The organism is Microvirga sp. M2 (assembly GCF_047497095.1).
In the GTDB taxonomy this organism is placed as follows: Bacteria; Pseudomonadota; Alphaproteobacteria; order Rhizobiales; family Beijerinckiaceae; genus Microvirga.
The window spans coordinates 652370-676759 of record NZ_CP134063.1 but is presented as its reverse complement, the minus strand read 5'-3'; the positions used below and the strand labels follow the sequence as shown (position 1 = coordinate 676759).

Annotated in this window: 20 protein-coding genes; 5 read left to right on the top strand and 15 right to left on the bottom strand. The window is 64.7% G+C overall.

The features are described from left to right. Positions 1 to 7: 7 nt before the first annotated feature. Positions 8 to 940, bottom strand: coding sequence for a site-specific tyrosine recombinase XerD (gene xerD, locus RE429_RS03215; RefSeq protein WP_414472941.1), 933 nt, complete (start codon positions 938 to 940; stop codon positions 8 to 10). Next, a complete protein-coding gene (locus tag RE429_RS03210) occupies positions 937 to 1086 on the bottom strand; it encodes a histidine kinase (protein WP_370435939.1) in 150 nt (49 codons plus the stop codon). Before RE429_RS03210 ends, xerD begins: the two co-directional genes overlap by 4 nt. Before the next feature lie 134 nt (positions 1087 to 1220). On the opposite strand from RE429_RS03210, the gene RE429_RS03205 reads away from it, so the two are divergent. From RE429_RS03205 to RE429_RS03195, 3 genes are read left to right on the top strand one after another with little or no spacing between them, the layout of a single operon-like run. Then, positions 1221 to 1850: a shikimate kinase gene (locus RE429_RS03205; RefSeq protein WP_414472940.1), complete on the top strand. Its 630-nt coding sequence runs from the start codon at positions 1221 to 1223 to the stop codon at positions 1848 to 1850. Continuing rightward, the gene (gene aroB, locus RE429_RS03200) at positions 1847 to 2989 is read left to right on the top strand and encodes a 3-dehydroquinate synthase (RefSeq protein WP_414472939.1); all 1143 of its coding nucleotides are present in this window, start codon (positions 1847 to 1849) and stop codon (positions 2987 to 2989) included. Before RE429_RS03205 ends, aroB begins: the two co-directional genes overlap by 4 nt. 2 nt (positions 2990 to 2991) lie before the next feature. Next, complete coding sequence (locus tag RE429_RS03195) at positions 2992 to 4293, top strand: HlyC/CorC family transporter (protein WP_414472938.1); 1302 nt, start codon at positions 2992 to 2994, stop codon at positions 4291 to 4293. Between the two features lie 9 nt (positions 4294 to 4302). Here the strand turns inward: RE429_RS03195 and RE429_RS03190 are convergent, their stop codons facing one another. From RE429_RS03190 to RE429_RS03165, 6 genes are all read right to left on the bottom strand, one after another. Beyond that, positions 4303 to 5178, bottom strand: a complete 876-nt coding sequence (locus RE429_RS03190) for an alpha/beta fold hydrolase (protein WP_414474288.1) — start codon at positions 5176 to 5178, stop codon at positions 4303 to 4305. A gap of 27 nt (positions 5179 to 5205) precedes the next feature. Further along, a complete protein-coding gene (locus RE429_RS03185; protein ID WP_414472937.1) occupies positions 5206 to 7008 on the bottom strand; it encodes a glucan ABC transporter ATP-binding protein/ permease in 1803 nt (600 codons plus the stop codon). 108 nt (positions 7009 to 7116) lie between these two features. Then, positions 7117 to 9135, bottom strand: a complete 2019-nt coding sequence (locus RE429_RS03180; protein ID WP_414472936.1) for an SbmA/BacA-like family transporter — start codon at positions 9133 to 9135, stop codon at positions 7117 to 7119. Positions 9136 to 9270: 135 nt separating this feature from the next. Further along, the gene (locus RE429_RS03175) at positions 9271 to 9768 is read right to left on the bottom strand and encodes a CAP domain-containing protein (RefSeq protein WP_414472935.1); all 498 of its coding nucleotides are present in this window, start codon (positions 9766 to 9768) and stop codon (positions 9271 to 9273) included. Next, entirely contained in the window at positions 9765 to 12326 is a 2562-nt protein-coding gene (locus tag RE429_RS03170; RefSeq protein WP_414472934.1) for a DUF3772 domain-containing protein, read from the bottom strand. Before RE429_RS03170 ends, RE429_RS03175 begins: the two co-directional genes overlap by 4 nt. A gap of 140 nt (positions 12327 to 12466) precedes the next feature. Beyond that, positions 12467 to 12757 carry a hypothetical protein gene (locus RE429_RS03165; RefSeq protein WP_414472933.1) on the bottom strand — a complete coding sequence of 97 codons (291 nt, stop codon included), beginning with the start codon at positions 12755 to 12757 and terminating at the stop codon, positions 12467 to 12469. Positions 12758 to 13095: 338 nt separating this feature from the next. Here RE429_RS03165 and RE429_RS03160 point away from each other — a divergent pair, with 338 nt between their 5' ends. Further along, positions 13096 to 15846: a glycoside hydrolase family 2 protein gene (locus RE429_RS03160; RefSeq protein WP_414472932.1), complete on the top strand. Its 2751-nt coding sequence runs from the start codon at positions 13096 to 13098 to the stop codon at positions 15844 to 15846. A 142-nt stretch (positions 15847 to 15988) separates the two neighbouring features. Here RE429_RS03160 and RE429_RS03155 read toward each other — a convergent pair whose 3' ends face one another. The 7 genes from RE429_RS03155 to RE429_RS03125 form a co-directional block, all read right to left on the bottom strand. Beyond that, a complete protein-coding gene (locus RE429_RS03155; RefSeq protein ID WP_414472931.1) occupies positions 15989 to 18160 on the bottom strand; it encodes a family 1 glycosylhydrolase in 2172 nt (723 codons plus the stop codon). A 72-nt stretch (positions 18161 to 18232) separates the two neighbouring features. Next, the gene (gene glf / locus RE429_RS03150) at positions 18233 to 19387 is read right to left on the bottom strand and encodes a UDP-galactopyranose mutase (protein ID WP_414472930.1); all 1155 of its coding nucleotides are present in this window, start codon (positions 19385 to 19387) and stop codon (positions 18233 to 18235) included. Positions 19388 to 19392: 5 nt separating this feature from the next. Further along, on the bottom strand, positions 19393 to 20610 hold the full coding sequence (locus tag RE429_RS03145) for a glycosyltransferase family 1 protein (RefSeq protein WP_414472929.1): 1218 nt from the start codon (positions 20608 to 20610) through the stop codon (positions 19393 to 19395). Positions 20611 to 20803: 193 nt separating this feature from the next. After that, positions 20804 to 21040: a polyhydroxyalkanoic acid system family protein gene (locus tag RE429_RS03140; protein WP_414472928.1), complete on the bottom strand. Its 237-nt coding sequence runs from the start codon at positions 21038 to 21040 to the stop codon at positions 20804 to 20806. A gap of 242 nt (positions 21041 to 21282) precedes the next feature. Beyond that, entirely contained in the window at positions 21283 to 21588 is a 306-nt protein-coding gene (locus RE429_RS03135; protein WP_414472927.1) for a hypothetical protein, read from the bottom strand. A gap of 102 nt (positions 21589 to 21690) precedes the next feature. Then, positions 21691 to 21957 carry a hypothetical protein gene (locus RE429_RS03130; RefSeq protein WP_414472926.1) on the bottom strand — a complete coding sequence of 89 codons (267 nt, stop codon included), beginning with the start codon at positions 21955 to 21957 and terminating at the stop codon, positions 21691 to 21693. Positions 21958 to 22125: 168 nt separating this feature from the next. Next, positions 22126 to 22539, bottom strand: a complete 414-nt coding sequence (locus RE429_RS03125; protein WP_414472925.1) for a septal ring lytic transglycosylase RlpA family protein — start codon at positions 22537 to 22539, stop codon at positions 22126 to 22128. A gap of 300 nt (positions 22540 to 22839) precedes the next feature. On the opposite strand from RE429_RS03125, the gene crtI reads away from it, so the two are divergent. Beyond that, positions 22840 to 24390 carry a phytoene desaturase family protein gene (crtI, locus tag RE429_RS03120; RefSeq protein WP_414472924.1) on the top strand — a complete coding sequence of 517 codons (1551 nt, stop codon included), beginning with the start codon at positions 22840 to 22842 and terminating at the stop codon, positions 24388 to 24390.

Here is a 24390-nt window from a genome sequence, read left to right as displayed (position 1 = left end):
GGGGGCGTTATCCCTCCCCGGACGACAAGGGGTGCAGGTCGCGGACCATGCTCTTCAGGCGCTCGTCGAGCACATGGGTGTAGATCTGCGTGGTCGAGATGTCGGAATGGCCCAAAAGCTCCTGTACGATGCGCAGATCCGCGCCGTTCTGGAGCAGATGGCTCGCGAAGGCATGGCGCAGCACGTGGGGGCTGATCGTATCGGCGCGCAGTCCCGCGCCGGACGCCACGACCTTCAGATCCCGTGCGAAGGCCTGCCGGGTCAGATGGCCGGTTTCGCTGTCCGCGGGGAACAGCCAGGAACCCGCGGTCTTTCCCTGCGCCTCCAGCAGCGCGAGATAGGCGCGCGCGGCATCGCGGGCCACGTCCGTGAGCGGCACGAGACGCTCCTTGGCGCCCTTGCCGCGCACCACCAGGAAGCGGTCGCGGGTCTTGGCCGCGCTGCGGGGCAGCGACACGAGCTCCGAGACGCGCAGTCCCGTGGCATAGAGGAGTTCGAGCAGGCAGGCCATGCGGGCCGCCCGCAGCCGCTCGGCGGGCGAGGCTTCCGGTCGGGACGCACCCTCGTGGGCCGCCTGCAGCAGGCGATCGACCTGATCGACCGACAGGACCTTGGGCAGGGCCCGGCCCCGCTTGGGGGCCGAAACGGCCGCCGTCGGATCGGCCGGGGCATGCCCCTCCACATATAAAAACTTGTGGAACTGTCGAACGGCGGAGAGTCTCCGGGCGGCAGACGAGGCTTTCAGGCCCCGCTCCTCGAGGCCCGCCACGAAGCCGCGGATGGTGGCGGCCGATGCCGTGTCGGGCTGAGCGCCTCCCTCACGGAGATAGGCCAGATAATCATCGAGATCGCGCCGGTAGGCATCGAGGGTATTCTTGGAAGCGCCGCGCTCGGCGGCGAGCATGTCCAGGAAAAGGCTGGCCTGGCGCGCCCCGTTCATGAGGACGAGGGCGGACGCGGGGTCGGGACCGGCACCGTGATCTCACGGGGATCCGGATGCACGAGGGTCGCCAACGCGTACATCGCCGCGAACCCGAGGCCCGCGAGAATGGCGACGACGAGAAGAAACCGGAAGAGCGTGGGCAAGGGATCCTCTTTGAGCGTTACCTCGGTAGAACCATGCATGGACCGCAAAGGCAAGACCTAACCTTGAGTTTGGCCTTGGCCGGAGACCCGACAAGCCCCTGTGACAGAGCCGGGACCCGTGCTAGGACAGGGCCATGAACGAAATCAGCCGCTTCAATCCGCTCGATGAAGCTGGCGGGCAGACGGACACTCGCCGACGCGGCCATCCCATCGGCCGCCAGCTCGGCGCGCGGTCGATCGTGCTCGTCGGGCTCATGGGCGCCGGAAAAAGCACGGTGGGCCGCAGACTGGCCCAGATGCTTAAGCTTCCCTTCCGTGATGCCGATCACGAGATCGAGGCGGCGGCCGGCATGACGATTCCTGACATTTTCGCCATTCACGGGGAAGAGCATTTCCGTGACGGTGAGCGCCGGGTCATCGCACGCCTGCTCCAGGAAGGCCCCATGGTGCTGGCGACCGGCGGCGGCGCCTTCATGAACGAGGAAACCCGCCGGAACGTCGCCGAGCACGGCATTTCCGTGTGGCTGAAAGCCGATCTCGACATCCTCATGCGGCGCGTGCGCAAGCGCGACACCCGGCCCCTCCTGCGCAATCCCGACCCGGAAGGCACCATGCGCAGGCTCATGGAGCTCCGCCATCCGGTCTATGCCCTGGCCGATCTCACCATCGACTCGCACGAGGCGCCGCACGATCGTGTGGTGGCCGACATCATCAAGGCCCTGGGCGGCTGGTTCGACAGGGAAAATCAGGGGAATGCCGAATGAGCAGCGTACCGGCTCACGCCAGCAGCGCATCCACCATCACGGTCCCGGTTCCGCTCGGCGAAAGGGCCTATGACATCCTGGTCGGGCGCGGCCTGATCGAGAGCGCGGGCCCGCGCATCGCGGCCCTCGGCGCCCGCGCCGTCGCCATCGTGACCGACGAGCATGTGGGCCCGCTCTACGCGCAGGCCCTCGGCCAATCGCTGACGGCCAACGGCCTGCGCAGCTCCGTGCTCACCCTTCCGCCGGGAGAAGCCACGAAGTCCTATGCCAATCTGGAACGGGTCTGCGACGCCGTGCTCGAAGCCAGGATCGAGCGCGGCGATCTCGTGGTCGCGCTGGGCGGCGGCGTGATCGGGGATCTCGCAGGCTTCGCCGCCGCCGTGGTGCGTCGCGGCGTGCGCTTCGTCCAGGTGCCCACCACCCTGCTCTCGCAGGTCGATTCATCGGTCGGCGGCAAAACCGGCATCAATTCGCGCCACGGCAAGAACCTCGTCGGCTCGTTCCACCAGCCGAGCCTCGTTCTGGCCGACACGGCCCTTCTCGACACGCTGCCCGTTCGCGAGATGCGCGCGGGCTACGCGGAGGTCGTGAAATACGGCCTCATCGACGAGGCGCGCTTCTTCGCCTGGTGCGAAGCCCATTGGGAGGGCATCTTCGACGGCGGCCCGGAGCGCGACGAGGCCGTCGCGCAGAGCTGCCGCGCCAAGGCCGCCGTCGTGGTGCGCGACGAGCATGAGACCGGCGACCGCGCGCTGCTCAATCTCGGTCATACCTTCGGCCATGCCCTGGAGCGGATCACGCGGTACGATTCCGCCCGTCTCGTTCATGGGGAAGGCGTCGCCATCGGCCTCAATCTCGCCTTCCGCTTCTCCGCCGCGCTCGGGCTCTGCCCCGTGTCGGAGGCAGAGCGCGTCGAAGCGCATCTGAAGAGCGTTGGACTTCCCACGCGGCTGTCCCATGTACCGGGCGGATGCGGCACGGTCGACGAGCTTCTGGACGCCATGGCACAGGACAAGAAAGTAAAGGGCGGTTCGCTCACGTTCATTCTCGCGAGGGGAATCGGACGGAGCTTCATCGCCCCGGGCGTCGAAGCCGAGAAGGTCCGCTCCTTCCTGACGAGTGAAATCGACGCATCGTAGCCATGACCGAGGCATCCTCCTCCACCGACCTCTGGTTCGCCGCCCTTGTCGTCATCTTCTGCCTTCTGCTCTCAGGCTTTTTCTCGGCGGGCGAGACGGCGTTCACCGGCGCATCCCGCTCCCGCATGCTCATGCTGGAAAAGAGCGGCGACAAGCGCGCCCGCATGGTGAACCGTCTCCTCGAAATACGGGAGCGCTTCATCGGCACGGTCCTGATCGGCAACAACATCGTCAATATCGGCGTGTCGGCCTTCGCCACCAGCGTGCTGGTGGCGATCTTCGGCGACGGCGGCGCGCTCTATGCGACAGCGATCATGTCGGCGCTGGTGATCGTGTTCGCGGAGGTTCTGCCGAAGACCGTCGCCATTTCATCCCCCGACAGCGTCTCGCTCTTTCTCTCGCGTCCCATGTCCTGGGTCGTCGCGTTTCTCGGCCCGATCGCGATCGCCATCGAGCGACTGGTACGCCTCATGCTGCGTCCCTTCGGCATCCGGATCGGGGAGAATACGCTGATCCTGTCCGCGTCGGAGGAAATCCGCGGCCAGGTCGATCTGCTGCACAAGGAAGGCGGCGTCGCGAAGGTGCAGCGCGACATGCTGGGCGGCCTGCTCGATCTCGAGGACCTCACCGTCTCGGAGGTCATGGTTCACCGCACGAAGATGCGCACCATCAACGCCGATCTCTCCTCGGAGGAAATCGTGCGCGAGGTGCTCTCCTCGCCCTATACGCGCATGCCGCTCTGGCGCGGCAGCCAGGAGAACATCGTCGGCGTCCTCCATGCCAAGGACCTGCTGCGCGCGCTCGATGCGGTCGGCGGCGACGCGAGCAGGCTGAAAGTGGAGGCGATCGCGCTGGAGAGCTGGTTCGTGCCGGACACGACCTCGCTGCGCGATCAGCTCAAGGCCTTTCTGGCCAAGAAGACCCACTTCGCCCTGGTCGTGGACGAATACGGCGAGGTGATGGGCCTCGTGACCCTGGAGGACATCCTCGAAGAGATCGTCGGCGACATCAAGGACGAGCACGATCTCTCGGTGCAGGGCGTGCGCCCCCAGCCGAACGGCTCGGTGAACGTGGACGGTTCGGTGCCGATCCGCGATCTCAACCGCGCCATGGATTGGAATCTGCCGGACGAAGAGGCCACCACCATCGCCGGGCTCGTGATCCACGAGGCGCAGACGATCCCGGATACCGGGCAGATCTTCACCTTCCACGGCTTCCGCTTCCAGGTCCTGCGCAAATCGCGCAACCGCATCACGGCGCTCAGGATCACACCGCTCTCGCTGGTGCGCGCGAGGGAGACCTGAGTCGGGACTTTAGGAAGTCGAGAGGAAGTCGAGCAGCGCGCCGTTGACCGTCTCGGCCTCCTCGAGGTGAACCCAATGGCTCGCTTGTGAAACGGGCAATGCCCTGCCGCGATGGCAGAGCGCCAGGCTCCGCTCGCAGAGGCCGAATTCCAGGAACCGGTCCTGCATGCCCCAGATCGCCAGCACCGGCATCGCAAGGTGCCCGAGTGAGGGCTGAGGCGGCCTGAAAGGCAGCGCCCGATACCAGTTGAGCATGCCCGTGAGCGCGCCGGGACGGCTCCAGGCTTTTTCGTATTCGGCCAGATCCGCCTCCGGGAACGTGCCGGAACCGCTCGAGCGCCGCAGCGCTCGCTTGAGGCGCCTGTAGCCTCCCGCCGAAAGCAGGATCTCGGGCAGATAGGGCAGCTGGAAGAACCCGATATACGAACTCCTCAGCATCTGGCTCGGATGACGGCGCATGTAGTCGCCCGCGATGGCCGGATGCGGCGCGTTGATCGCCACGAGCCGTTCGATCCTGTCCGGATGGCGCGAGGCCGTCCACCAGGCGGCGAGGCCGCCCCAGTCGTGGCCCACGAGCGAGCAGGTGCCGTATCCCAGCGCCTCGCCGAGGCCGATGACGTCCTGGGCGAGGGTATCGAGATCGTAGGCCCTTCGGCCCTCGGGCTTGTCGCTGAGATTGTAGCCGCGCTGGTCCGGCGCGAGGACGCGAAAGCCCGCCTTCGCCAGCGGCTCGATCTGATAGCGCCAGGCCCACCAGAATTCGGGGAAACCATGCAGCAGGATGACGAGGGGACCGTCCTTCGGCCCGGCCTCGATGCCATGGAGCGTGATGCCGTTGACCTCGAAACGAATGCCGGGCGTGTGGGGATCGACCGCGTGCACGATGCCTTATCCGGGAGGTTGTGACCGTACTCATACGGGCGCGGCGACGGCGTCCCGCACCATCGGCTTGGCCGGTTCCTCCGCGGCCATGAACTGCGCGCGGGCCAGTTCCGCAAAGCGCCCGCCCCGGGCCACGAGCTCGTCGAAGGTCCCGGTCTCGATGACGCGTCCCTGTTCGAAGACGAGGATGCGGTCGGCGTTGCGGATCGTGGCGAGGCGATGGGCGATCACGAAGGTCGTGCGCCCTTTCATCACCTCGTCGAGCGCACGCTGCAGCTTCTGTTCGGTCGCCGCGTCGAGGGCGCTCGTCGCCTCGTCGAGGATCAGGATCGGGGGGTTCTTCAGCAGAGCGCGAGCGATGGAGAGACGCTGGCGCTCGCCGCCCGACAGGGAGCGGCCGCGCTCGCCCACGACGGTATCGAGCCCTTCCGCCTGGCGGGAGATGAATTCGATCGCCTGCGCGCGCTGCAGGGCCTCGATCATCTCGGCATCCGTGGCGTCGGGACGCCCGACCTGGAGGTTCTCGCGGATCGTTCGGGCAAAGAGCATCGGCTCCTGGAACACGACGCCGATATTGCGGCGCAGGGACGCGAGGCTCAAGTCGCGAATGTCGTCGCCGTCGATGCGGATGCAGCCCGATTGCGGGTCGAAGGCCCGGTGCAGCAGGCCGAGCGTCGTCGACTTGCCCGAGCCGGTCGCGCCGACGAGCGCCACATTCTCCCCGGGCCGGATCGCGAAGGACACATCCTGGACGGCGGAACGCTTTCCGTCATAGGAGAAACTCACATCGTCGAACACGACCTCGCCGCGGAAGCGGTCGACCGCCTTGGCGTTCGGCCGATCGTGAACGGCGGGCGTCGTATCGAGAATCTCGAAGAACTCCTGCAGCTTCGGCGCCTGCATGAAGAGCTGGTTGATGAAGCTCACCGCCTGCTCCAGCCGCCCGATCAGCATCGTGGCCATGCTCATGAACATGACGACCTCGCCGATGGTCGCCAGACCGTTCAGATGCAGCCAGGTGCCGAGCAGGAAGATGGCCGTGACCGTGATCGTGGCCGATGCCCGGGAGGCCACGGAGGCGAGCGCCCACCAGGACAGAACGGGATTCTGCGCCTGCAGCAATTGCTGGATGATCACACGCAGCGAGCGGCTCTCGGCTTCGATGCGCGTGAAGGACTGAATGACCGGCACGTTGCCCAGGGCGTCGGATGCGTGTTCGGCGAGAGTCGAGTGATAGCGCTCGACGGATCCCTGCAGGGTCTCGGTCTTGCGCAGCACGATGGCGGTGAGCACCGTGAAGATGCCGACGAGCACCACGAGGAGAAGTCCCAGCCGCCAGTTCAGGAAGACGGTGAGCGGAAGAAGCACCACGAGCGCGATGAGGGCCGCGAGATGCTCGCGGAAGAAGCCGAGCCAGAGCCAGGACATGCCGCCCGAACCTTCCAGCATCACCTTCAGAACGCGGCCCGAATGGGTTGTGGTGTGAAAAGCGAGCGGGAGTTCGAGAACGTGCTCGAAATAATTGGCCACCACCGCCAGCCGGCGGCGATGGGCCAGCCGGTCCGCGTGGAGCGCCACGAGTGCGCCCGCCCCGATGGAGAAGAGGCCGAAGGCCACCCATGCCAGGATCAAGGGCATCAGCACCGGGAAGGTGACCGGAGTCGAACCCGGGATCTGCGCACGGGTCAGAACGTCGATGATGCGGCCGAAGAGGATCGGCTCGGCAAAGGCCGAAATGGCGAGGGCGACATTCGCCATGGCGAGCACTGCGCCGATCCTCAGGTCCGACCCGAGCTGGCCCAGAACGCGCACGTAAAGCCTGATCAGCCGCATGGGATCAACCTGCCAGCACGACGAAACTCAAAGGGAGAACTCCCGCCGCCGCAGGGAGTTTCGTAATCCTGTTCGCCTGGGATGCCAAGGCCGGACCGCATCGGTGCCTCACGCCTTTCCGGGCTCGTGACCATGACCGGCTCTCCTGAACCGTTTGCGAAGACTTCCGATCCATCTCCGCCGCGACGACGCGGTCCGCCGAGGGCGGGGCTTCGCGAGCAGGATGGCCCCCTCCTCGGTCTTGCGGATGTGAAGCGTGCGCGTGTGGAACGCTTCGAGCCCCGGCCGATGTCCGATGGACATCACGGTTGCGCCATTCAGCTCGTTCTCGAACAGGGACAGCATGGAGGCCTGGTTTTCCTCGTCGAGAGCCGAGGTCGCCTCGTCCATGAAGACCCATCGGGGCCGGTGCAGCAGGACGCGGGCGAAGGCGACGCGCTGCTGCTGACCGAGCGACATCGTCCTGTCCCAGCGCTCGTTCTTGTCGAGCATGTCCACGAACTCGCCCAGCCCGCAGCGCTCCAGGGCGGCGCGAATATCCGCGTCGTCGAAGGTGTCGGGCGAAGCCGGATAGCTGAGCGCGGCTCTGAGCGTTCCAAGCGGGAGATACGGGCGCTGCGGCAGGAACATCATCTCGTTTCCCGGCGGCATCCGGATCGTGCCGGACCCCCAGGGCCAGAGTTCCGCGATGGCCCTGAACAACGTGCTCTTGCCGGCTCCGGATTCGCCCATGATCAGCACCCGCTCGCCGGGCCGGATCTCCGCCGTCGCATCCTCGATGAGGATGCTGCCGTCGTTCAAGGCGATGGAAAGCCCTTCGAAACTGAGCCAACCCTTGGGATGAGGCTGAATGTCGATCTTGCCGTTCTCGGCCGTCACCTCCTCCAGATCCATGACCGCCTGCCGGAAGGTAGCGACGCGCAGCACCGCCGAGCGCCAATCGGCGATCTTCGGGAAGTTGTCGACGAAGTAGCGCAAGGCCGCCTGCACCTGATTGAACGCGCCGACCACCATCATCATGCCGCCGAAGGAGAGCTTTCCGCTGAAATAACCCGGCGCCGCGGCCAGGATCGGCACGACGATCGCGAGCCAGCCATAGCCCGACGTGATCCAGGTCAGGCGCGCAAGCGCGCCGGACAGCCGGCGCGTCGCCTTGAGAACCGCCTCCACGAACTCGTCGAGATTGCGCCGCTCGTCGTCCTCGCCGTTGTACAGGGAGACGCTCTCGGCACTTTCGTTGACGCGCACGAGAGCGAAGCGCAGATCGGCCTCGCGGGCGTAGCGGAGCGTGTTGAGCCGGATCAGCGGCCGCCCGACCAGCCAGGTCAGGCCGGAGCCGATGCCCGCATAGCCGATGGCGACCCACACCATGTAGCCGGGAATCGTGATCTCGTCCCCATGGATCACGAAGGTCGTCGCGCCCGAGAGCGTCCACAGGACCCCGATGAAGCTGACCAGCAGGAGGAATGCCTGCAGCATGCCGACGCCCAGCTCCGTCGAGAGCTCGGAAAAGAGACGGCAATCCTCCTGCAGGCGCTGATCGGGCTGATGGCCTGCCTCTCCCATGAAACCGAGCTGGTAGGCATGGTTCGGCTTCAGCCAGAGATTGAGCAGAACCTGCGTCAATCTCTGCCTCAGGCGGATTTTCAGCCGTTCCTGCAGCCAGGTCTGACCCACGACGAGGACCAGCAGCACGGCAACGATGGCCGCAAAGACGAGAAGCTGGTCGAAGAAGGCCGCCGTATTGCGCTTCTCCACCGCGTCGAAGAATGCGCCGTTCCACTGGTTCAGCCGGACCTGCCCCACCATGTTGCAGATGAGAACGACCACGATCGCGATGGCCAGCCGGATCATCGGCCAGCCCTTCCGGTTCCGGACCATGTCCCGGAACAGCAGGACCAGCTCCCGCCCGATGCTGGGCCCTAACTCGCGGGACGCCTCCGGATTTTGGGGCTCGAGCGGATCTTGGGGCTCGAGCGGATCTTGGGGCTCGAGCGGATCTTGGGGCTCGAGCGGATCTTGGGGCTCGAGCTGGTGAGCGGCGACGTGATCCGCTTCCTTCGCGAGCGTCTTATCCTGCCCCGGCCCGACCTCCTGGTCGCTTCCGGTGGCAGGGGGCGGGGGCATCTGTTTGCCCAACTTGGGATCGAAATCAGGCATTGGAATCGAGGCACGCTCTTACACCGCCGACTCTGGCGCCCATGCTAAAGAGCTACGCTTCGGGTTCGGTTCCAGGCTGCCCCGGAAATGCCTTGCTCCGGCTCAGCTTCGATCCGCCGCGACGGCCAGAACCCAATAGACCTTGTACTTGGAACCGGGCGCATAGGCCGTGGCGATGCCGATCCGCGCCGCCTTGGGGTCGAGCAGCACCCTGTTGTGCTGCGGGCTCTCGCGCCAGCCGGAGAAGGCTTCGGCGAGGGTGCGGTAGCCGGCGGAAAGGTTGGCGGCCGGTGCGGCGAAGCCCCCTGAGGCCAGCCGGCGCTTGAACGTCTCGGCCGAGCTGGGCTTGTCCGCCCTTGCCATGGCGTCCGCCTCGGCCTGCGCCGCCGCCTGCAATGCGGGATCGAGCGTGAGCAGCCCTAAGCCGTTGTTGCGGCGATAGGCGCCGATCATGTCCCGCGCCATGGCCGCGTCGACCACGGCTCCGGCATCGGCCATGGAGGCATAGAAGCTCGGCGTCTGCGAACGGGCATGGCGCTGCTCGGACTGGCAGCCCGCAAGGGCAAGCGCGGAAAGGCTGAGGCAAAGGAGGCTCTTCATGCCGGCGACTTATCCTTGAGAAGGGTTAAGGTTTCATCCTCATCCCCCTCCTTCTTGGATGGATCGGCGTCCGGCTCGCCCTCGGGCTCCGGAGCGGCCGGCACGGGCACGCCGATCCCTGCCTTCCGCAGGCCCCGGAAGACCTCGAAATAGAGATCGCTCGAAACCCGGCCCGCGGCGTCGATGTCGTCCACGAAGCAGACGAGATCGAAATCGATGGTGTTCTCCGTCACCTTCTTGAAGAGGACGCGCGGATTGGGCTCGCTCATGACCTCGCGATGCGCCAGCGCGGCGCTGCGCATGATATCCGCCATCAGATCGGGATCGGTCGCGCGCGGCACGGGGACCGACACGATGACGCGTCCGACGCGATCGTTGCGCACGCGATTGCGGACGATCCCCGAGATCAGGTTCGAGTTCGGCACGATCAGCGTCGAGCGGTCGAAGGTCTGGATCTCGGTGGAGCGAACGTTGATCCGGCGAACATAGCCCTCGCCGTCGCCGACGACCACGAGATCGCCCACGCGGATCGGGCGCTCCCACAGCAGGATCAGGCCCGAGATGAAGTTGTTGACGATGGACTGGAGGCCGAAACCGATACCCACCGACAGGGCGCCGGCCACGATGGTCAGCCGCTCCAGGCTCAGGCCGAGATAGGTGAAGGCGATGACGCCCGCCGTGATGATGCCCACATAGCCCGCCGCCGTGCGGATCGAGTTGCGCAGGCCCGCATCGAGGTCCGTCGCCGGCAGAAAGGTGTTGTCGAGCCAGCGCTGGATGATGCGCGTGACCGTGAAGCCCGCCGCAAAGAGCAGCGCCGCGATCAGGACCGACGAAAGGGAGATCGTCACGTCGCCGACACTGAAGCCGAAGAACAGCGCCCGCAGGGAGCTCGCCACATCGGTCGATTCGATGCCCCAGGGCAGCAGGATCAGCAGGATCGCGATGACGATCAGCGCCAGGCGCGCGACGCCGCTCGCCAGCACGCCGATCTGCTCCAGCGAACGCCGGCGGATGCCCGTATTGGCCTGCAGCGTCGTGGCGAGCCTGCTCTGGGCGCGCAGGGAGCCCGCAATGAACTCGTCCGCGAGGGTGATACAGAGAATGAGCATCGCAATGATGAGAGAGATCGAGACCGCCTGGTCGATCACGAACGAGGCGAGCGCCGTGTAGCCGCCGAGCACGCCGCAGATCACGACGGCCACCACGAACCATCCCAACCCCCGCACCGGGCCGCCGATATCGACGTCCTGCGCCACGTAGGGACCGAGGCAGTTCTCCTCGTTCTCCCGCGCTGCGAAGCGGCGCAGCAGGTCGGCGAAGATGAGCGCTATGGCCACGGCGAAAACAGCCCGGGTGATGACCGTGATCGGCAGGGCCGCCGCGATGGCCTTGTTGAACGATTCGATGACCTTTCCGATGATCAGGACGGTTGCGAGGGCCACCGAGAATTTCATGATGCGCGTGGCGGATGCGTCCCGCAGGGGGATCAGGCGCCAGGACGGATGGTCCGGCGCGAGAACGGCGTCGATGAGGGCACGCACGCAGGCGATGAATGCCAGGCCGCCGAGCATCGATCGCGCCACCGCCTCCAGACGGGGGGTGACGATGTCCACCGAGTCGAAGGCGATCCAGACGAGCCAGCTTCCTGCGATGGCGGGGCCGGCGCCGAGGACAAGGACGGCGACTGCGGCCATCAGGCGGCTGCGGCGCGACGGGTCCGTGATTGCCGGGTCGCGCCGGACGAGGCGGGGCGCGATGGAGCGGCGGCCGGCATAAAGCGCCACGGCAACGCCGACGGCGAGGCCCAGAAGCAGCAGCACGCCGAGGGTCGTGGCACGCTGCATCTGCTCGAAATTGTCCGACAGCACGATCCGTTGAGCCCGCAACTCCCGCGGGATCGCATGGATGACGCTCATCCAGAGATTGGGGCTGAGGAGCCCGTCGCCCTGCTCGAACAGCGCGCGCGTGAATCCGGCCCGGCGCAGGTCGCCGATTTGAGCGCTCAGCTGTTCGGCCTGGACCAGAAGCGCGCGTCCGAGACGCTGCGTTTCGTCGAGTTCCGCAACGGCAGCCTCACGGTCCGCCCGATCGCGGGCCACGTCGGCGCTTTCTTCGGGCTGGCCGCTGGCGGGCTTCGGCCCAAGCTGCGAGAGGCGCTGGCGGCTCGCCTCCAGCCGAGGAGCCTGCTCCTCGATGACGGCGCGGATGTCGGCGATGATCGGCTCGATCTGCTGGCGCAGGTTCTGCAGTTCCGGATCGGACAGGACGCGGCCCTGGAGCGCCATTTCCTTCTGGTCGAGATCGGCCTTGAAGCCATCGAGCTTGGCGCGGGCCGCCTTCGTTTCGGTCGACACGTTGACGGCCGGACCATCGGGCGGTGCGGCCGGTTTGGCCGGCGCCTGGGAAGCAGGAGCCTGGGAAGCAGGAGCCTGGGAAGCAGGAGCCTGTTGCTGGGCCGGCACCGGCGCCTGCTGGGCAAAGGCAAAGCCGCCCGAGGCGAGGCCGCACGCAACGATTGCGGCCGCAAACAGCCGCTTCAGTCCAATCCCGGTCATGCAGTCCGCCTTATCACATTCCCTTGCGGGCCGGTTCATTGCGAATCAATAAGGCAAAAACTCGCCGCCGGGTGAACGAAGTGCAACAAAAAAGCCTGGATGGGAGGGCCCCTCCAGGCCTTTGACGGGAAGGCGGCTTCCTAACGCTGCGCCGGCTCGTTTGCGGAGGGTTGAGCGTCCGGGGCGGGATAGGCCGGGTTGGCAGGCGTGATCCGGTTCGTCGGATTTGCGTTCGAGGAGCCGGTCGTCGAGCCGGTCGTGGCCGCGCGGGCGGCGTCCGTGCCGGGATCGTCCGGCGATTGCGACCCGGCCCAGATCATGTAGCCGGTGCCGGCGATCGCGACGAGAAGCAGCGCGCCGAGCAGGACGCCCAGAACCGGGCGTCCGGGAGTACCCTGGCGGGCGCGATCGTCTGGAACTTGTTGAGCCATCTGAAGCCTCTTCGAAAAGCGGGGATTGTCGGGCGAGCGGCAAGGCTCGGCGTTATCGGGGCAACGCCGGATCCAAAGGGCGGTTCCTGGAGGCGGCTCCTGCCAAGCCGGGCGGGCGGCATGACCTTCCATGCCGATGCGCTCCTGGATCCAATGCCGGACTCCGCCGTTGTTCGAGACGGGCCACCCACCGGGGGCCGGGAGGAGGGCCGATGGTTCCGACGCAATTTAAGGGCATCGATTGTCGCACCTGCCGGCAAGGCTTTCATCTTCCGGTCCGCAGCCTTTTTTTCGCCGTCTTGGAGACCCTTGGGTAATCTCGGATTCAAGGAGAAATCATGCAGGACAATCGCATCAGTCTGGATGGGACTTGGGAATTTCTGCACGTGGCCGACGACCGTTTGTCGGGCCCGGCGGAGGTTCGCCAGATTGTTGTGCCAAGTCCCTGGCAGGCCCAGTTCTCGGATCTGCGCATGCGGGCGGGGATCGGCATCTATCGCAAGACGGTCGAGATCGACGAAGCGTGGCTGCACGACAGCATCTGGATCCGGTTCGGCGCCGTCTTCCACAACACGAAGGTCTTCGTCAACGGCGAAGCCGTAGGTCATAACGAGGGTGGGTTCCTGCCCTTCTCGTTCGATGTGACGCCCTATCTCAGGCCCGGCCCCAACGAGATCAAGGTGCGCGTGGATTCGCCCACCGACAATCCGGCCGAGTTTCCGGATTCGCCGCTCGCCGAAATCCCCTTCGGCAAGCAGAGCTGGTACGGCCCGCTCTCCGGCATCTGGCAATCGGTCTATCTGGAGCGCCGCATTCCCGACCACATGAGCCGGGTCCGCCTCGTCCCGCAACTGGCCACGGGCCGGGTGACGTCGGGCGTGTTCTTCGCGCGTCCGCTCTCGGATGCCACGCAGATTCACATCGAGGTCACCGATCCGTCCGGCACGAGCGTCGTCGACGAGATGCACGAGACGCAAGTAGGCGTGACCAGCATGCCCTTCGAGCTGACGGTGCCCGACGTGCAGCCCTGGTCGCCCGATCACCCGAACCTGTATCGCATCCGCCTGCAGCTCATGCGCGGCGGCGACGTGAAGGACGAGATCGTCGATCATTTCGGATTCCGCACCATCGAAGCGCGCAACGGCCATTTCTACCTCAACGGCGAGCCGTTCTACCTGCGCGCGGCGCTCGACCAGGACTACTATCCGGACACGATCTGCACCGTGCCCTCGGTGGAGTTCCTGGAGGATCAGTTCAGAAAGGCCAAGGAGCTCGGCCTCAACTGCCTGCGTTGCCACATCAAGGCGGCGGATCCGCGCTATTACGAGACCGCCGACCGCATGGGCATGCTGATCTGGACGGAACTGCCCAACGGCGGCATGGCCACCGACCGCTCGCGCGGGCGCAAGGAAAAGCTCCTGAAGGGCATCGTCGACCGCGACGGCAATCACCCGTCCATCATCATCTGGACGATCATCAACGAGAACTGGGGCGTCGACCTCGTCAACGACGCGGACCATCGCGATTGGCTCAAGCGCACCTTCGCGTGGCTGAAGGCCTACGATCCGACGCGCCTCGTCGTCGACAACTCGCCCCTCGCTCCGAGCTTCCACGTGGAATCGGACATCGCGGATTATCACTTCTACGCCGCCTACCCCGACCACCGGGCGCAGTGGGATCAATTCGTGGACGAGCTCTCGAACCGGGCTTCCTGGCTCTATTCGCCCCACGGCGATGCGGTGATCACGGGCCGGGAGCCTCTCATGTGCTCCGAGTTCGGCAACTGGGGCCTGCCCTATCCGAAGGACCTGCGCGACGCTAAGGGCGAGGAGCCCTGGTGGTTCGAGACCGGTCACGACTGGGGCGAGGGCGTGATGTACGCCCATGGCGTCGAGAACCGCTTCTCCGACTGGAGCATGGATCGGGTCTTCGGCGATCTCCGCCGCTTCGTGATCGCGGCGCAATGGCAGCAGTTCCGTGCCTTCAAGTACGAGATCGAGGCCATGCGCAGGAAGCCGAACCTGGCCGGCTATGTGATCACCGAACTGCACGACTGCCACTGGGAGTCGAACGGCCTTCTCGACATGCGCCGCAACACGCGCGTGTTCCACGAGCTGTTCCACATCTTCAACTCCGATACCGTCATCGTGCCGAAATGGGAGCGCGCCTCCTACTGGTCGGGCGAGACGGTGGCCCTGGAACTCGCCGTCGCCCAGGGTGCAGGACCGGCCCTGGAGGATTGCAAGCTCGAGATCAGCGTCTGCAACGAGACGCAGACGATCGACCTGCCCCGCATCGAGGCTCCGTCCGTGTTCGATGTCGGGCGTATCGAGGTCCGGGTGCCGGAGATGAACGAGCCGTCGCTGCGACGCATCAGCTTCACCCTGCGTTCGTCCGACGGAGACCTCGTGGCTCAGAATCATCACGACATCGCCATCCATCCCGTCCGCACCCGCCCGGTGCATGTCCGGGAGCTGGTGTGGTCTCCTGACGAAGACATCCGCGAGCGTTTCAGCGCCCTGGGCTACACCATGGCGCGGGCCTTCGAGGAATCGACGCTGATCGTCTCCCGCACGCACAACAAGGCGATCGCCGATCACGTGCGCGCCGGAGCCAAGCTGCTGCTCCTGCCGGAAGAGGACATGAGTCTCTATCCCTTCTTCCCGCATTGGCAGGCGGTGAGAGTTCAGGCGCGTCACGGGACCTTGTGGTCGGGCGATTGGGCCTCCTCCTTCGCCTGGCTGCGCCGCGCGGGTCACTTCGCCCGCTTCCCCTCGGGTCCGCTCCTCGACGAGACCATGGACCGGGTTCTGCCGGATCATGTGATCTCGGGCTGCAACCTGCTGGACTTCCAGGCCCGCGTCTTTGCCGGCCTCGTGGTCGGCTGGATCCATAAGCCCGTGGCGCTCGGTGTCGAGCGCTCCTACGGACGCGGTCGCCTTGTCGCCTCCACTCTTCGTCTGCTGCGGGACGAGCCGCTCGCCGATCCGACGGCCACCATCCTGACGGATGCCCTGGTGGAGCTCGCGGTCGAATCCCGAACCGCCCGCCTCGAGGATGCGGTGCGGGCGGCGGAAGCCGCCGCCTGATCCCATTCCCCATCATCAAGAAAGGAACGGCGCGGAGAGATCCGCGCCGTTTTCATGAAAACACCCGGCGGCGCGGGGGATGCTCCCTTCTTGGAAAGAGCGCATCGTGCGAAAAACCGGGGCCACTTTTTCGCACGATGCGCTACTCGGCCGCCACTTTCATGGTCTCCTCCGACCAGTCCGCCTCGCTGTCGATGAAGAACCGGTCGATGGCGCTGTCCAGCCGGGGCATGAGGATGCCGCGTTCGGTGGCAAGAGCGGTGTTCAGCACCGGCAGATCGCCCGCATCCGTCACGAGATCCGGATCGAAGCCGGCGCGCTCCGCGGCCTGCGCGGCGAAATCGCGCCAGGAGACTTCGCCGACATTGGCCATGTGCCAGATCCCGGCGCCTCCGTCGATCAGCAGGTCGAGAGAGGCGTTGACGAGGTCCGGCACATAGGTCGGCGACACGACGTCGACGCTGGCCCGAACTCCTGCGCCCCTGCTCAGGGCATTGAGAACGGACCAGATGAAATGACTGCGGTCCCATGGTCCGAAGAGGGCGCTCGCCCGAACGACGAGCGCCCTGTCGTGCGCAGCCAGAACCCGCCGCTCCGCTTCGGCCTTGCTGGCGCCGTAGACCGTCGTCGGATTGACCTCGTCACTCTCCACATAAGGTCTGTCGCGCGTTCCGTCGAAGACGAGGTCCGATGAGAACGTAAGGAGCGGGATCTCCAGATCCGCGCAGGCCTTCGCCAGCACTTCGGCCCCGACGGCATTCTCGCGGAAGCAGGCCGCTGCATCGTTCTCCGCCTCCGGGACGCGCCCGTATCCGGCCGTATTGATCACCGCCCAGGGACGGTGACCGGCAAGCGCGGCCTTCACACTCCCGGCATCGGCGATATCCAGGTCGCCGCGCGAGAGCGGCACGTGGTTGAGGCCCCGAAACTCGGCGAGGCGCGAGAAAGCGCGGCCCAGCGTGCCGGTGGCGCCCGTGATCAGAAGCCGGCGCGGCTCGTCGGCGAGCCAGCAGGCCCGGGATTGCTGGGCAGGGCGCTTGTAGAAGCGGATATCCCGCTTCCACCAGCCGGCGCGGTCGAGAACCGGGTGATCGTAGGTCCCGGTCTTCGCCAGCGCCTCGGCGGCATGAGCCAGGGCCGTGCGCCGAGGCTCGTCGGTCCGCACATCGAAAGGTCCCGGCTCGTAGTAGCCGTTGCGCTGCGTGAGCAGGCTGTTCCAGTCCACGGCGCCGAACAGCGACCAGACCGTCACGGCCCGGATATCGGCCCCTTCGTCCCGAAGCATGCCGACATCGTTCCAGACCTCCATGAGCCAGCGCAATTGATCGTCGCGCGAGCTGCCGTGATGGGCCTCGGTGACGGCGATGGGGCGCTTGTAGCGCTCCCAGACCTCCCGCAACCGGGCGGCCGGGCCGAGATCCCCGGGCGGCAGCGGCATGCGGACGGCTTCCACATCCGCATAAAGATGCCGGCCGTTTCCTCCCCAATGATGCTCGGGATAACGCTTCATGCTCTCGTCGAGATAGCGCTCGCTCGTGAGATAATGGTTGATGCCGATGAGGTCCGGCGCGGCATCGCCCTCGAGGAGGAGCTCGAGATCTCTTTCCGCGACCCCGCACGCGATGAAGATGGGCCACCAGGGATGCCGGCGATCCACCATGCCGCACAGGAGATCGAATCCGAGAAAGCGCCGCTGATTCTCGTGCTCCGCCTGATAGGCGAGCAGGGGCGTTGAGAAGGTCTTACCCATATCGTCCGTCTGGACGAGCTTCGCGTCGGGCTGAACCTTGCGAATGGCCCGCATGGACAGGAGCGTCGCCTTGCATTCGTTCACGAGGATCCTGAGGAAGGACCCGTCATCGGTGCGGTGCGGATACCAGTGTCCGTAAAGCCCCGAGAACCGCGCCGTGGTGAGCGGCTCGTTGACCGGCGTGTAAAGGTCGATATGAGGATAGCGCCTGGCCACATTGGCGGCGTGCCGCGCGAGAAGCTCGGGCCAGGCCGGGTCGAGCATATGGGTGTAACGCGGGCCGCTGCCGTGATGGCACAGGCCTGCGATCGGACGAATCCCGAGCATCCGCATTCGACGGACCCGCTCGTCATGCCACGAAAAGTCCGTGCGATCGGGGCTCTCAGGGGAAATCGTCTCCCAGAGCACGGGATGGCGCAGCGTGCGGATTCCGAGCGCGGCGATGCGGTCGAGATCCTCGATCCGGTCGCTATACCCGGTCTCCCGGCTTTGGTCGCGGTATTCGTCGCCGACGCGCGCAACGGTACATTCAATCCCGCCCCACAGCTCCAGGGGTCGCTTCATCGTTCATCTCCGAGCTATTTTATCAAGCACTCAAAACTGCGCTCATTCGAAATGTTCGATGAAGGGCCCTGTCTAGGAAACGAGGGCCGCCGGGGACGACATGGCCTTGACGCTCGATGTATCGGCATCGGCCGGCAGGGCCTCGTTGATGCGCCGGAATGTCGCGAGCGCCTGGCCGACGATCTGGTCCATGTTGTAGTAGCGGTAGGTTGCCAGACGGCCCACGAACCACACATCGGGCGTCGCGAGCGCCAGACGCTCGTACTTCTTGAAGAGCTCCTGATTTTCCGGCTTCGGAATTGGATAATAGGGATCGCCTTCGGTGGACGGATACTCATAGGTCAGAGCGGTCTTCGCGTGCTCCTGACCGGTGAGATGCTTGTATTCCGTGACGCGCGTGTAATCATGCGTCTGCGGATAATTCACCACCCCCACCGACTGATGCCATCGCTTGTCGAGAGTGACGTGCTCGAATCGAAGCGAGCGGTAGGGCAGCTTTCCGAACTGAAACTTGAAGTACTCGTCGATAGGACCCGTGTAGATCACGCGGCGATGAGGCACGGCGTGCTTGACGTCCTCATAATCCGTTTGGGTCATGATGTGGATGTTCGGATGACTCACCATCCTTTCGAACATCCGGGTGTAACCGTGCTTGGGCATGAACTGGAATTCGTCCGTGAAATAACGGTCGTCCTGGTTCGTACGGGTTGGCACGCGCGAGGTGACGGATTTATCGAGCTCTGACGGATCGAGGCCCCACTGCTTTCGGGTGTAGCCGCGGAAGAACTTCTCGTAGAGTTCACGTCCGACCGCCGACACCACCACGTCCTCGGACGTCCTGATCTCGCCGACCGTCTCGGCCCTCTCGGCGAACCAGTCCTTCAACTGTTCCGAACTGAGATTCAGCCCATAAAGCTTGTTGACGGTATCGAGGTTGATCGGAATCGGCACCTGCATGCCGTCCACTTCCGCCAGGACCCGATGTTCGTAGAAGCGCCAATCGGTAAACCGGGAAAGATAATCGAAGATCTGCTTCGAGTTGGTGTGGAAGATGTGCGGCCCGTACTGATGGATCAGCAGGCCGTCATTGTCGTAACGGTCGTAGGCGTTTCCGCCGATATGGTTGCGGCGATCGATGAGGAGGACGCGTTCGTTGCGCTCGGTTGCGAGGCGTTCGGCCAGAACGCTACCCGCGAAGCCGGCGCCGACAATCAGCCAGTCGTACATTCATATTACTCCGCAGGCGTCGTGGCGTAGATGGGAAGGGAGGCGGCGGAGCGGTCCGATGTCGTGTCGCCGGTCGCGTCGAGCATCAGCCTGTGCATTGCACTCCACGTCTTGTCCCAGGATCCCTGCGCCAGATGCCGGTCGACTTTGGCGAGCCAAGCCTCCTTCGGACGGGTCAGAATCGTCTCGACCTTTGCCACGACCTCCTCGGCGGTGCGGGCGATCTCGACAAGCCCTTTCTCGCCGTAGGGCCTCACCACATCGGTGATGGGCGTCGAGACGACCGGGACTCCGGCAGCGAGGAACTCAGGCGTCTTCGTCGGGCTGATGAACTTCGTCGCCTCGTTCAAGGCGAAGTTCATGAATCCCACATCCCAGCCGGAGAGATAGTGCGGCAATTCGCTGTAGTGCTTGCCGCCGAGCCAATGAATGTTGGGGCGCTGAGGCAGCGTCGCCGGATCGATCTTCACGACGGGCCCAATCATCACGAACTGCCAGCCGGGGCGCAGCTCCGCGACGTCGGCCAGGAGATTCACGTCCATGCGCTCGTCCACGACGCCGAAGAAGCCGAGTCGGGGATGCGGAATATGTGCCTGATCGCCCGGATCCTTTTCGATGGAGCGGGCCTGCGAGAAGTGGCCGAAGTCGATGGAGGACGGGAAGCCGTGAACGCTGCGATGGCGGCTCTTCTTGGCTTCATAGAGGCTCATGCCGCCGGTGAAGACGAGGTCGCAGCGGGAGAAGAGCGCGGTTTCCAGGTCGAGCAGCTTCTGCGACGCCCCGCGGAAGAGCGACAGTTCGTCCATATTGTCGTAGACGCACAGATCGCACTCGAAATCGCTGCTGAAGGCCATGGCCATCGGCGTGTAGTACCAGAACACGCGCGCCCCGTGGGCTTCACGGCCGATCAGGGTCTCGACGAGGTCATGCTGCTCGGCGAGGATGTCCTCCGGCAAGAGGCCCTCCGGCAATATCGGCACCGCTACCTTAACGCCCTGCGGACGCGAGGTCACATCCATATGCGGCTTGATGCCCGGCTTGAAGATCGGCTCTTCGACGAACAGCACATTGTAATGCTTGGCGGCGCGGCTGAGCAGATGCTGCGGACGCTGCCAGACGAAGTCCCAACGAAGGTGCGAGAAACAGACGAGGAGAGGCTTTTCGAAACCGGGCTTAGTGGGAGAACGAGAGGCATGCGACTGCGTCATCAAACGCTCATGCATGGCGCGATCCTCAGAAACAGATGTGTTGTCACGATCGGACGGAAAATCACTGTCCGGGGCGAATTATGCGATGTCTTTAATGAAGCGCACCGGAGATGGGTCACGGGCGCAATCGTTTATTCAACGCCTCGGGTGCAATTTGGTTCCATCTACATTCATGTTCGTGAACAGCTATTCATGATGATCGGTCACATCACTTCTTCTCCAGCATCAAGGTTCCCTGTTTTTGAATGAACGTCTTTGCCTTTTCAGCGACCATGGCCAAGATCCATGGCAGCTGCACTTCCACGCGCACCTGCTCCTCCATCACCAGAACGTTTCCGCTGACGTTCTGGCCCATGGCGCCGACGTGAAAATCCATCCGGTCTCCTGCCCAGCTTTCATCGATGGCGGCAATCTTGTCGCTGAACTGGGATTTCAGGCTGCTCATCCCCCCTTGAAGCCTGCGCAGAGCCTCGGCCTTACCGAGATTGTGAGGGATGGAAACGATAAGAGGCTTCGACATGACGATGCTCCGCTGGAGCTCGGACCTGGATAGCCCCGCTCCCCGGAGCCGGCCCGAAGCTCTTTTCCGACCGGTACGCATCCTTCGGCAGGGAGAACGGCCCCACCCTGCCGAAGGATGCGCTTCACCGACACGACAAGCGAAGCGGCACGGCCCGGGTTCCACCGTCAGAGCATTTCGACCTTGATGGCGCGAATCACGATGGCTTCCTGCTGGAATCGCCGTTCCAGCTCCGCACGATAATTCTCCCACCAGCCGTGGTCGATCTCCCGGGCCATGACTTCGAAGACCACGATATCGTCGTGCGCGGTATGGCCGCCTTCTTTCCAGACGCCCATGGCCGGGGCGCGGGTGAAGCTGGTGACGCCGCCGAACCGTTCCGACAGTTCGGCGCGAACGCGGCCATAGGCCCTTTCGTCGAAGCGGCGGCCTGCATTGTCGGCCAGCGGCAGAAGAAGCTGCACCAGATGCATCGTCCCGTCCCTGCAATCGCGAGTGTTCGCGGAGCTTGCGCAAGCCACTCCGCATCGCCCGGCAGGAAATAGTTCAGGCGGATGAAAAGGCGAGGCCGAGGATCAAGCCAGCAGGGCTGCGAAAAGCTCCCGATCCGTCTCGGGCCAATCGTCATCGACCCGATAGCGGCCCGAAGGCTTCGAGACGCGCCAGGGATGGAGCATGGAGGAGTGGAACGACTCGGAGGGACGCAGGCGACGGACCGTGCCGTCGGACAGAATCTCGTCGATGACGACGAAGCCGAAGATGTGGAGCCGCTTCGCCATGTCCTTGGTCGCCCGATCGGCGGCCGCAATCGGAAGCGAGCCCGCGGTATAGACCGCATCCATGAGGCACTTCTGATCGCGGCGGTGACTGGCTGACGAGCGTGCGCCCGGAAAGCGGATGACGTTCGTCGGCTGAGACGATCTCGATTCCATATAAGCAACCCTTGGTCCCGAATCGGGGCCAAGATTCGCCGCAAGGGATTAAGAAGCGCCTAATTCCGGCAATCGGCTTCATTCGACCGTGTGAAGGGAGACATATCCGGTTCCGGCGGAGGTCAGCCCCAGAGCCTGGGCGGGCCCCTGCGCCAGGTCGATGATGCGGCGGTGGGCGAAGGGGCCGCGATCATTGACGCGCACGACCACCGAGCGGCCGTTCTCCTCGTTGACGACCCTCAGCCGCGTGCCGAAAGGCAGGGAACGGTGGGCCGCCGTCATGGCGCTGGAGCTGAAGCGCTCGCCGCTGGCGGTCTTTCGGCCCTGGAAGCCGGGGCCGTACCAGGATGCCGCGCCACGCTGAACTTCCTTACCCAGGCTGGCTTGCGAGATGGATCCTGTTGTCGAAGGATCATGGGAAGCAGTCGTATTGCATGCCGCGACGAATAGAAGTGGCGCCATTGCGGACATGCGGGTGAGGATGTTTTTCAAAGATGGTCTCCCCTTCCGTTTCAGTTGGAAGTGAAGCTCAACTTTAAAAAGGCGAGAATAAGGCGGCTCGATTTTCCCTTAATAAACACATACTTCCAGAGCGGTGAGTAAACTGAGACAATACCCTTCCTACCCTTGCTCCAGGCAAGATATAGCCTGAATATGGTTTCATTCTCACAAGAGAAGCTTTCGATTTTTATCTTCTTTCCGGCCCTGCCTCTGGTCACCGGAAAAGCCTGTTCTACTTGCCATGATTCACCACCGGCCTAGCCCCCTTCGATCCATAAGGATTGCCGGCTCATGTCGAACGCCTCGCACTCTTTGCGTGTGGCCATCGTCGGCGCAGGTCCCGGAGGTCTCGCATCGGCCATGTTGCTGGCCCGCGAGGGCATTCCTGTAACATTGTTCGAAAGCGGCCCTGCCGTCGGCGGCCGCACGCGAACGGTCCACGCGCCGGGCGGCTACAAATTCGATCTCGGCCCTACGTTTTTTCTCTATCCGCGCATCCTGAAGGACATCTTCGAGGCCTGCGGCGAGCGCCTCGAAGACCATGTCGAACTCAGACGGCTCGACCCGCAATACCATCTCGTCTTCGAGGGCAGCGGCGAGATGCGCGCAACGGCCGATCTCACGCGCCTCGAACAGGAAATCGCGAGACTTGCGCCTGCGGATGCGCGCAACGTCCGCCCTTTCTTCGACGACAACCGCGCGAAGCTCGAGGCCTTTCGGCCGATTCTCGAGCAGGCATTCACAAGCCCTGCCGATCTCGTATCGCCTGCCATGCTGGCGGCCCTGCCGAAGCTCCGGCCCTTGTCCAGCGTCGATGGCGACCTGAAGCGCTACTTCGCGGATCCGCGCGTGCGCCTGGCCTTTTCGTTCCAGACCAAATACCTCGGGATGTCACCGTTCCAGTGCCCGAGTCTCTTCACGATTCTCTCTTTCCTGGAATACGAGCATGGGGTCTATCACCCGATCGGCGGCTGCGGCGCCGTCTCGGAAGCCATGGCGGCTGTCGCCCGCAAGATGGGCGTCGATATCCGCCTCGACACGCCGGTCGATCGCATTCTCTACGACAACGGCGAAGCGGTAGGCGTGGAAGCCGGCGGGGAGACGTTCGCGGCAGGCTCCATCGTCGTCAACGGCGATTTCGGTCATGCGATGCGCCGCCTCGTGCCGGAAGCCATGCGCCCGCGCTGGACGAACGCGAAGCTCGATCGCGCAAAGCTCTCCTGCTCGACCTTCATGCTCTATCTCGGCCTCGAGGGCGATGTGGGCGACCTGTCCCATCATACGATTCTTCTCGCGAAGGATTACGAACGCAACATTCGCGAGATCACCGAAGGCATTCTCTCGGACGAGCCTTCCATCTACGTCCAGCATGCGGGCGCAACCGACCCGACGCTGGCCCCGCAAGGGCACACGAGCCTTTACGTCCTCGTTCCGGTGCCGAACCTGCGATGCAATATCGACTGGCAGAAGGAGGCGCCGAGATATCGCAGGCTTGCGCTCGATCGCCTCAAGCTGCTGGGGCTCGGCGATATCGAGAGCCGCATTCGCTTCGAGCGCACGGTCACGCCGCGCGGCTGGCAGAGCGAGTTCTCCGTCTTTGAAGGGGCGACCTTCAACCTCGCGCACAATCTCTCGCAGATGCTGTATTTCCGGCCGCACAACCGGTTCGGCCGCAATGTCTATCTGGTCGGCGGCGGAACCCATCCCGGCAGCGGCCTGCCCGTGATCTTCGAGGGCGCGCGCATCACCGCACGTCTTTTGATGGAAGACCGGGAGCGCCGGCGCGCAGGATGGCCCCAGCCCGAACCGGGAAGCGAAGCGATCCGCGAGGCCATATCGTGA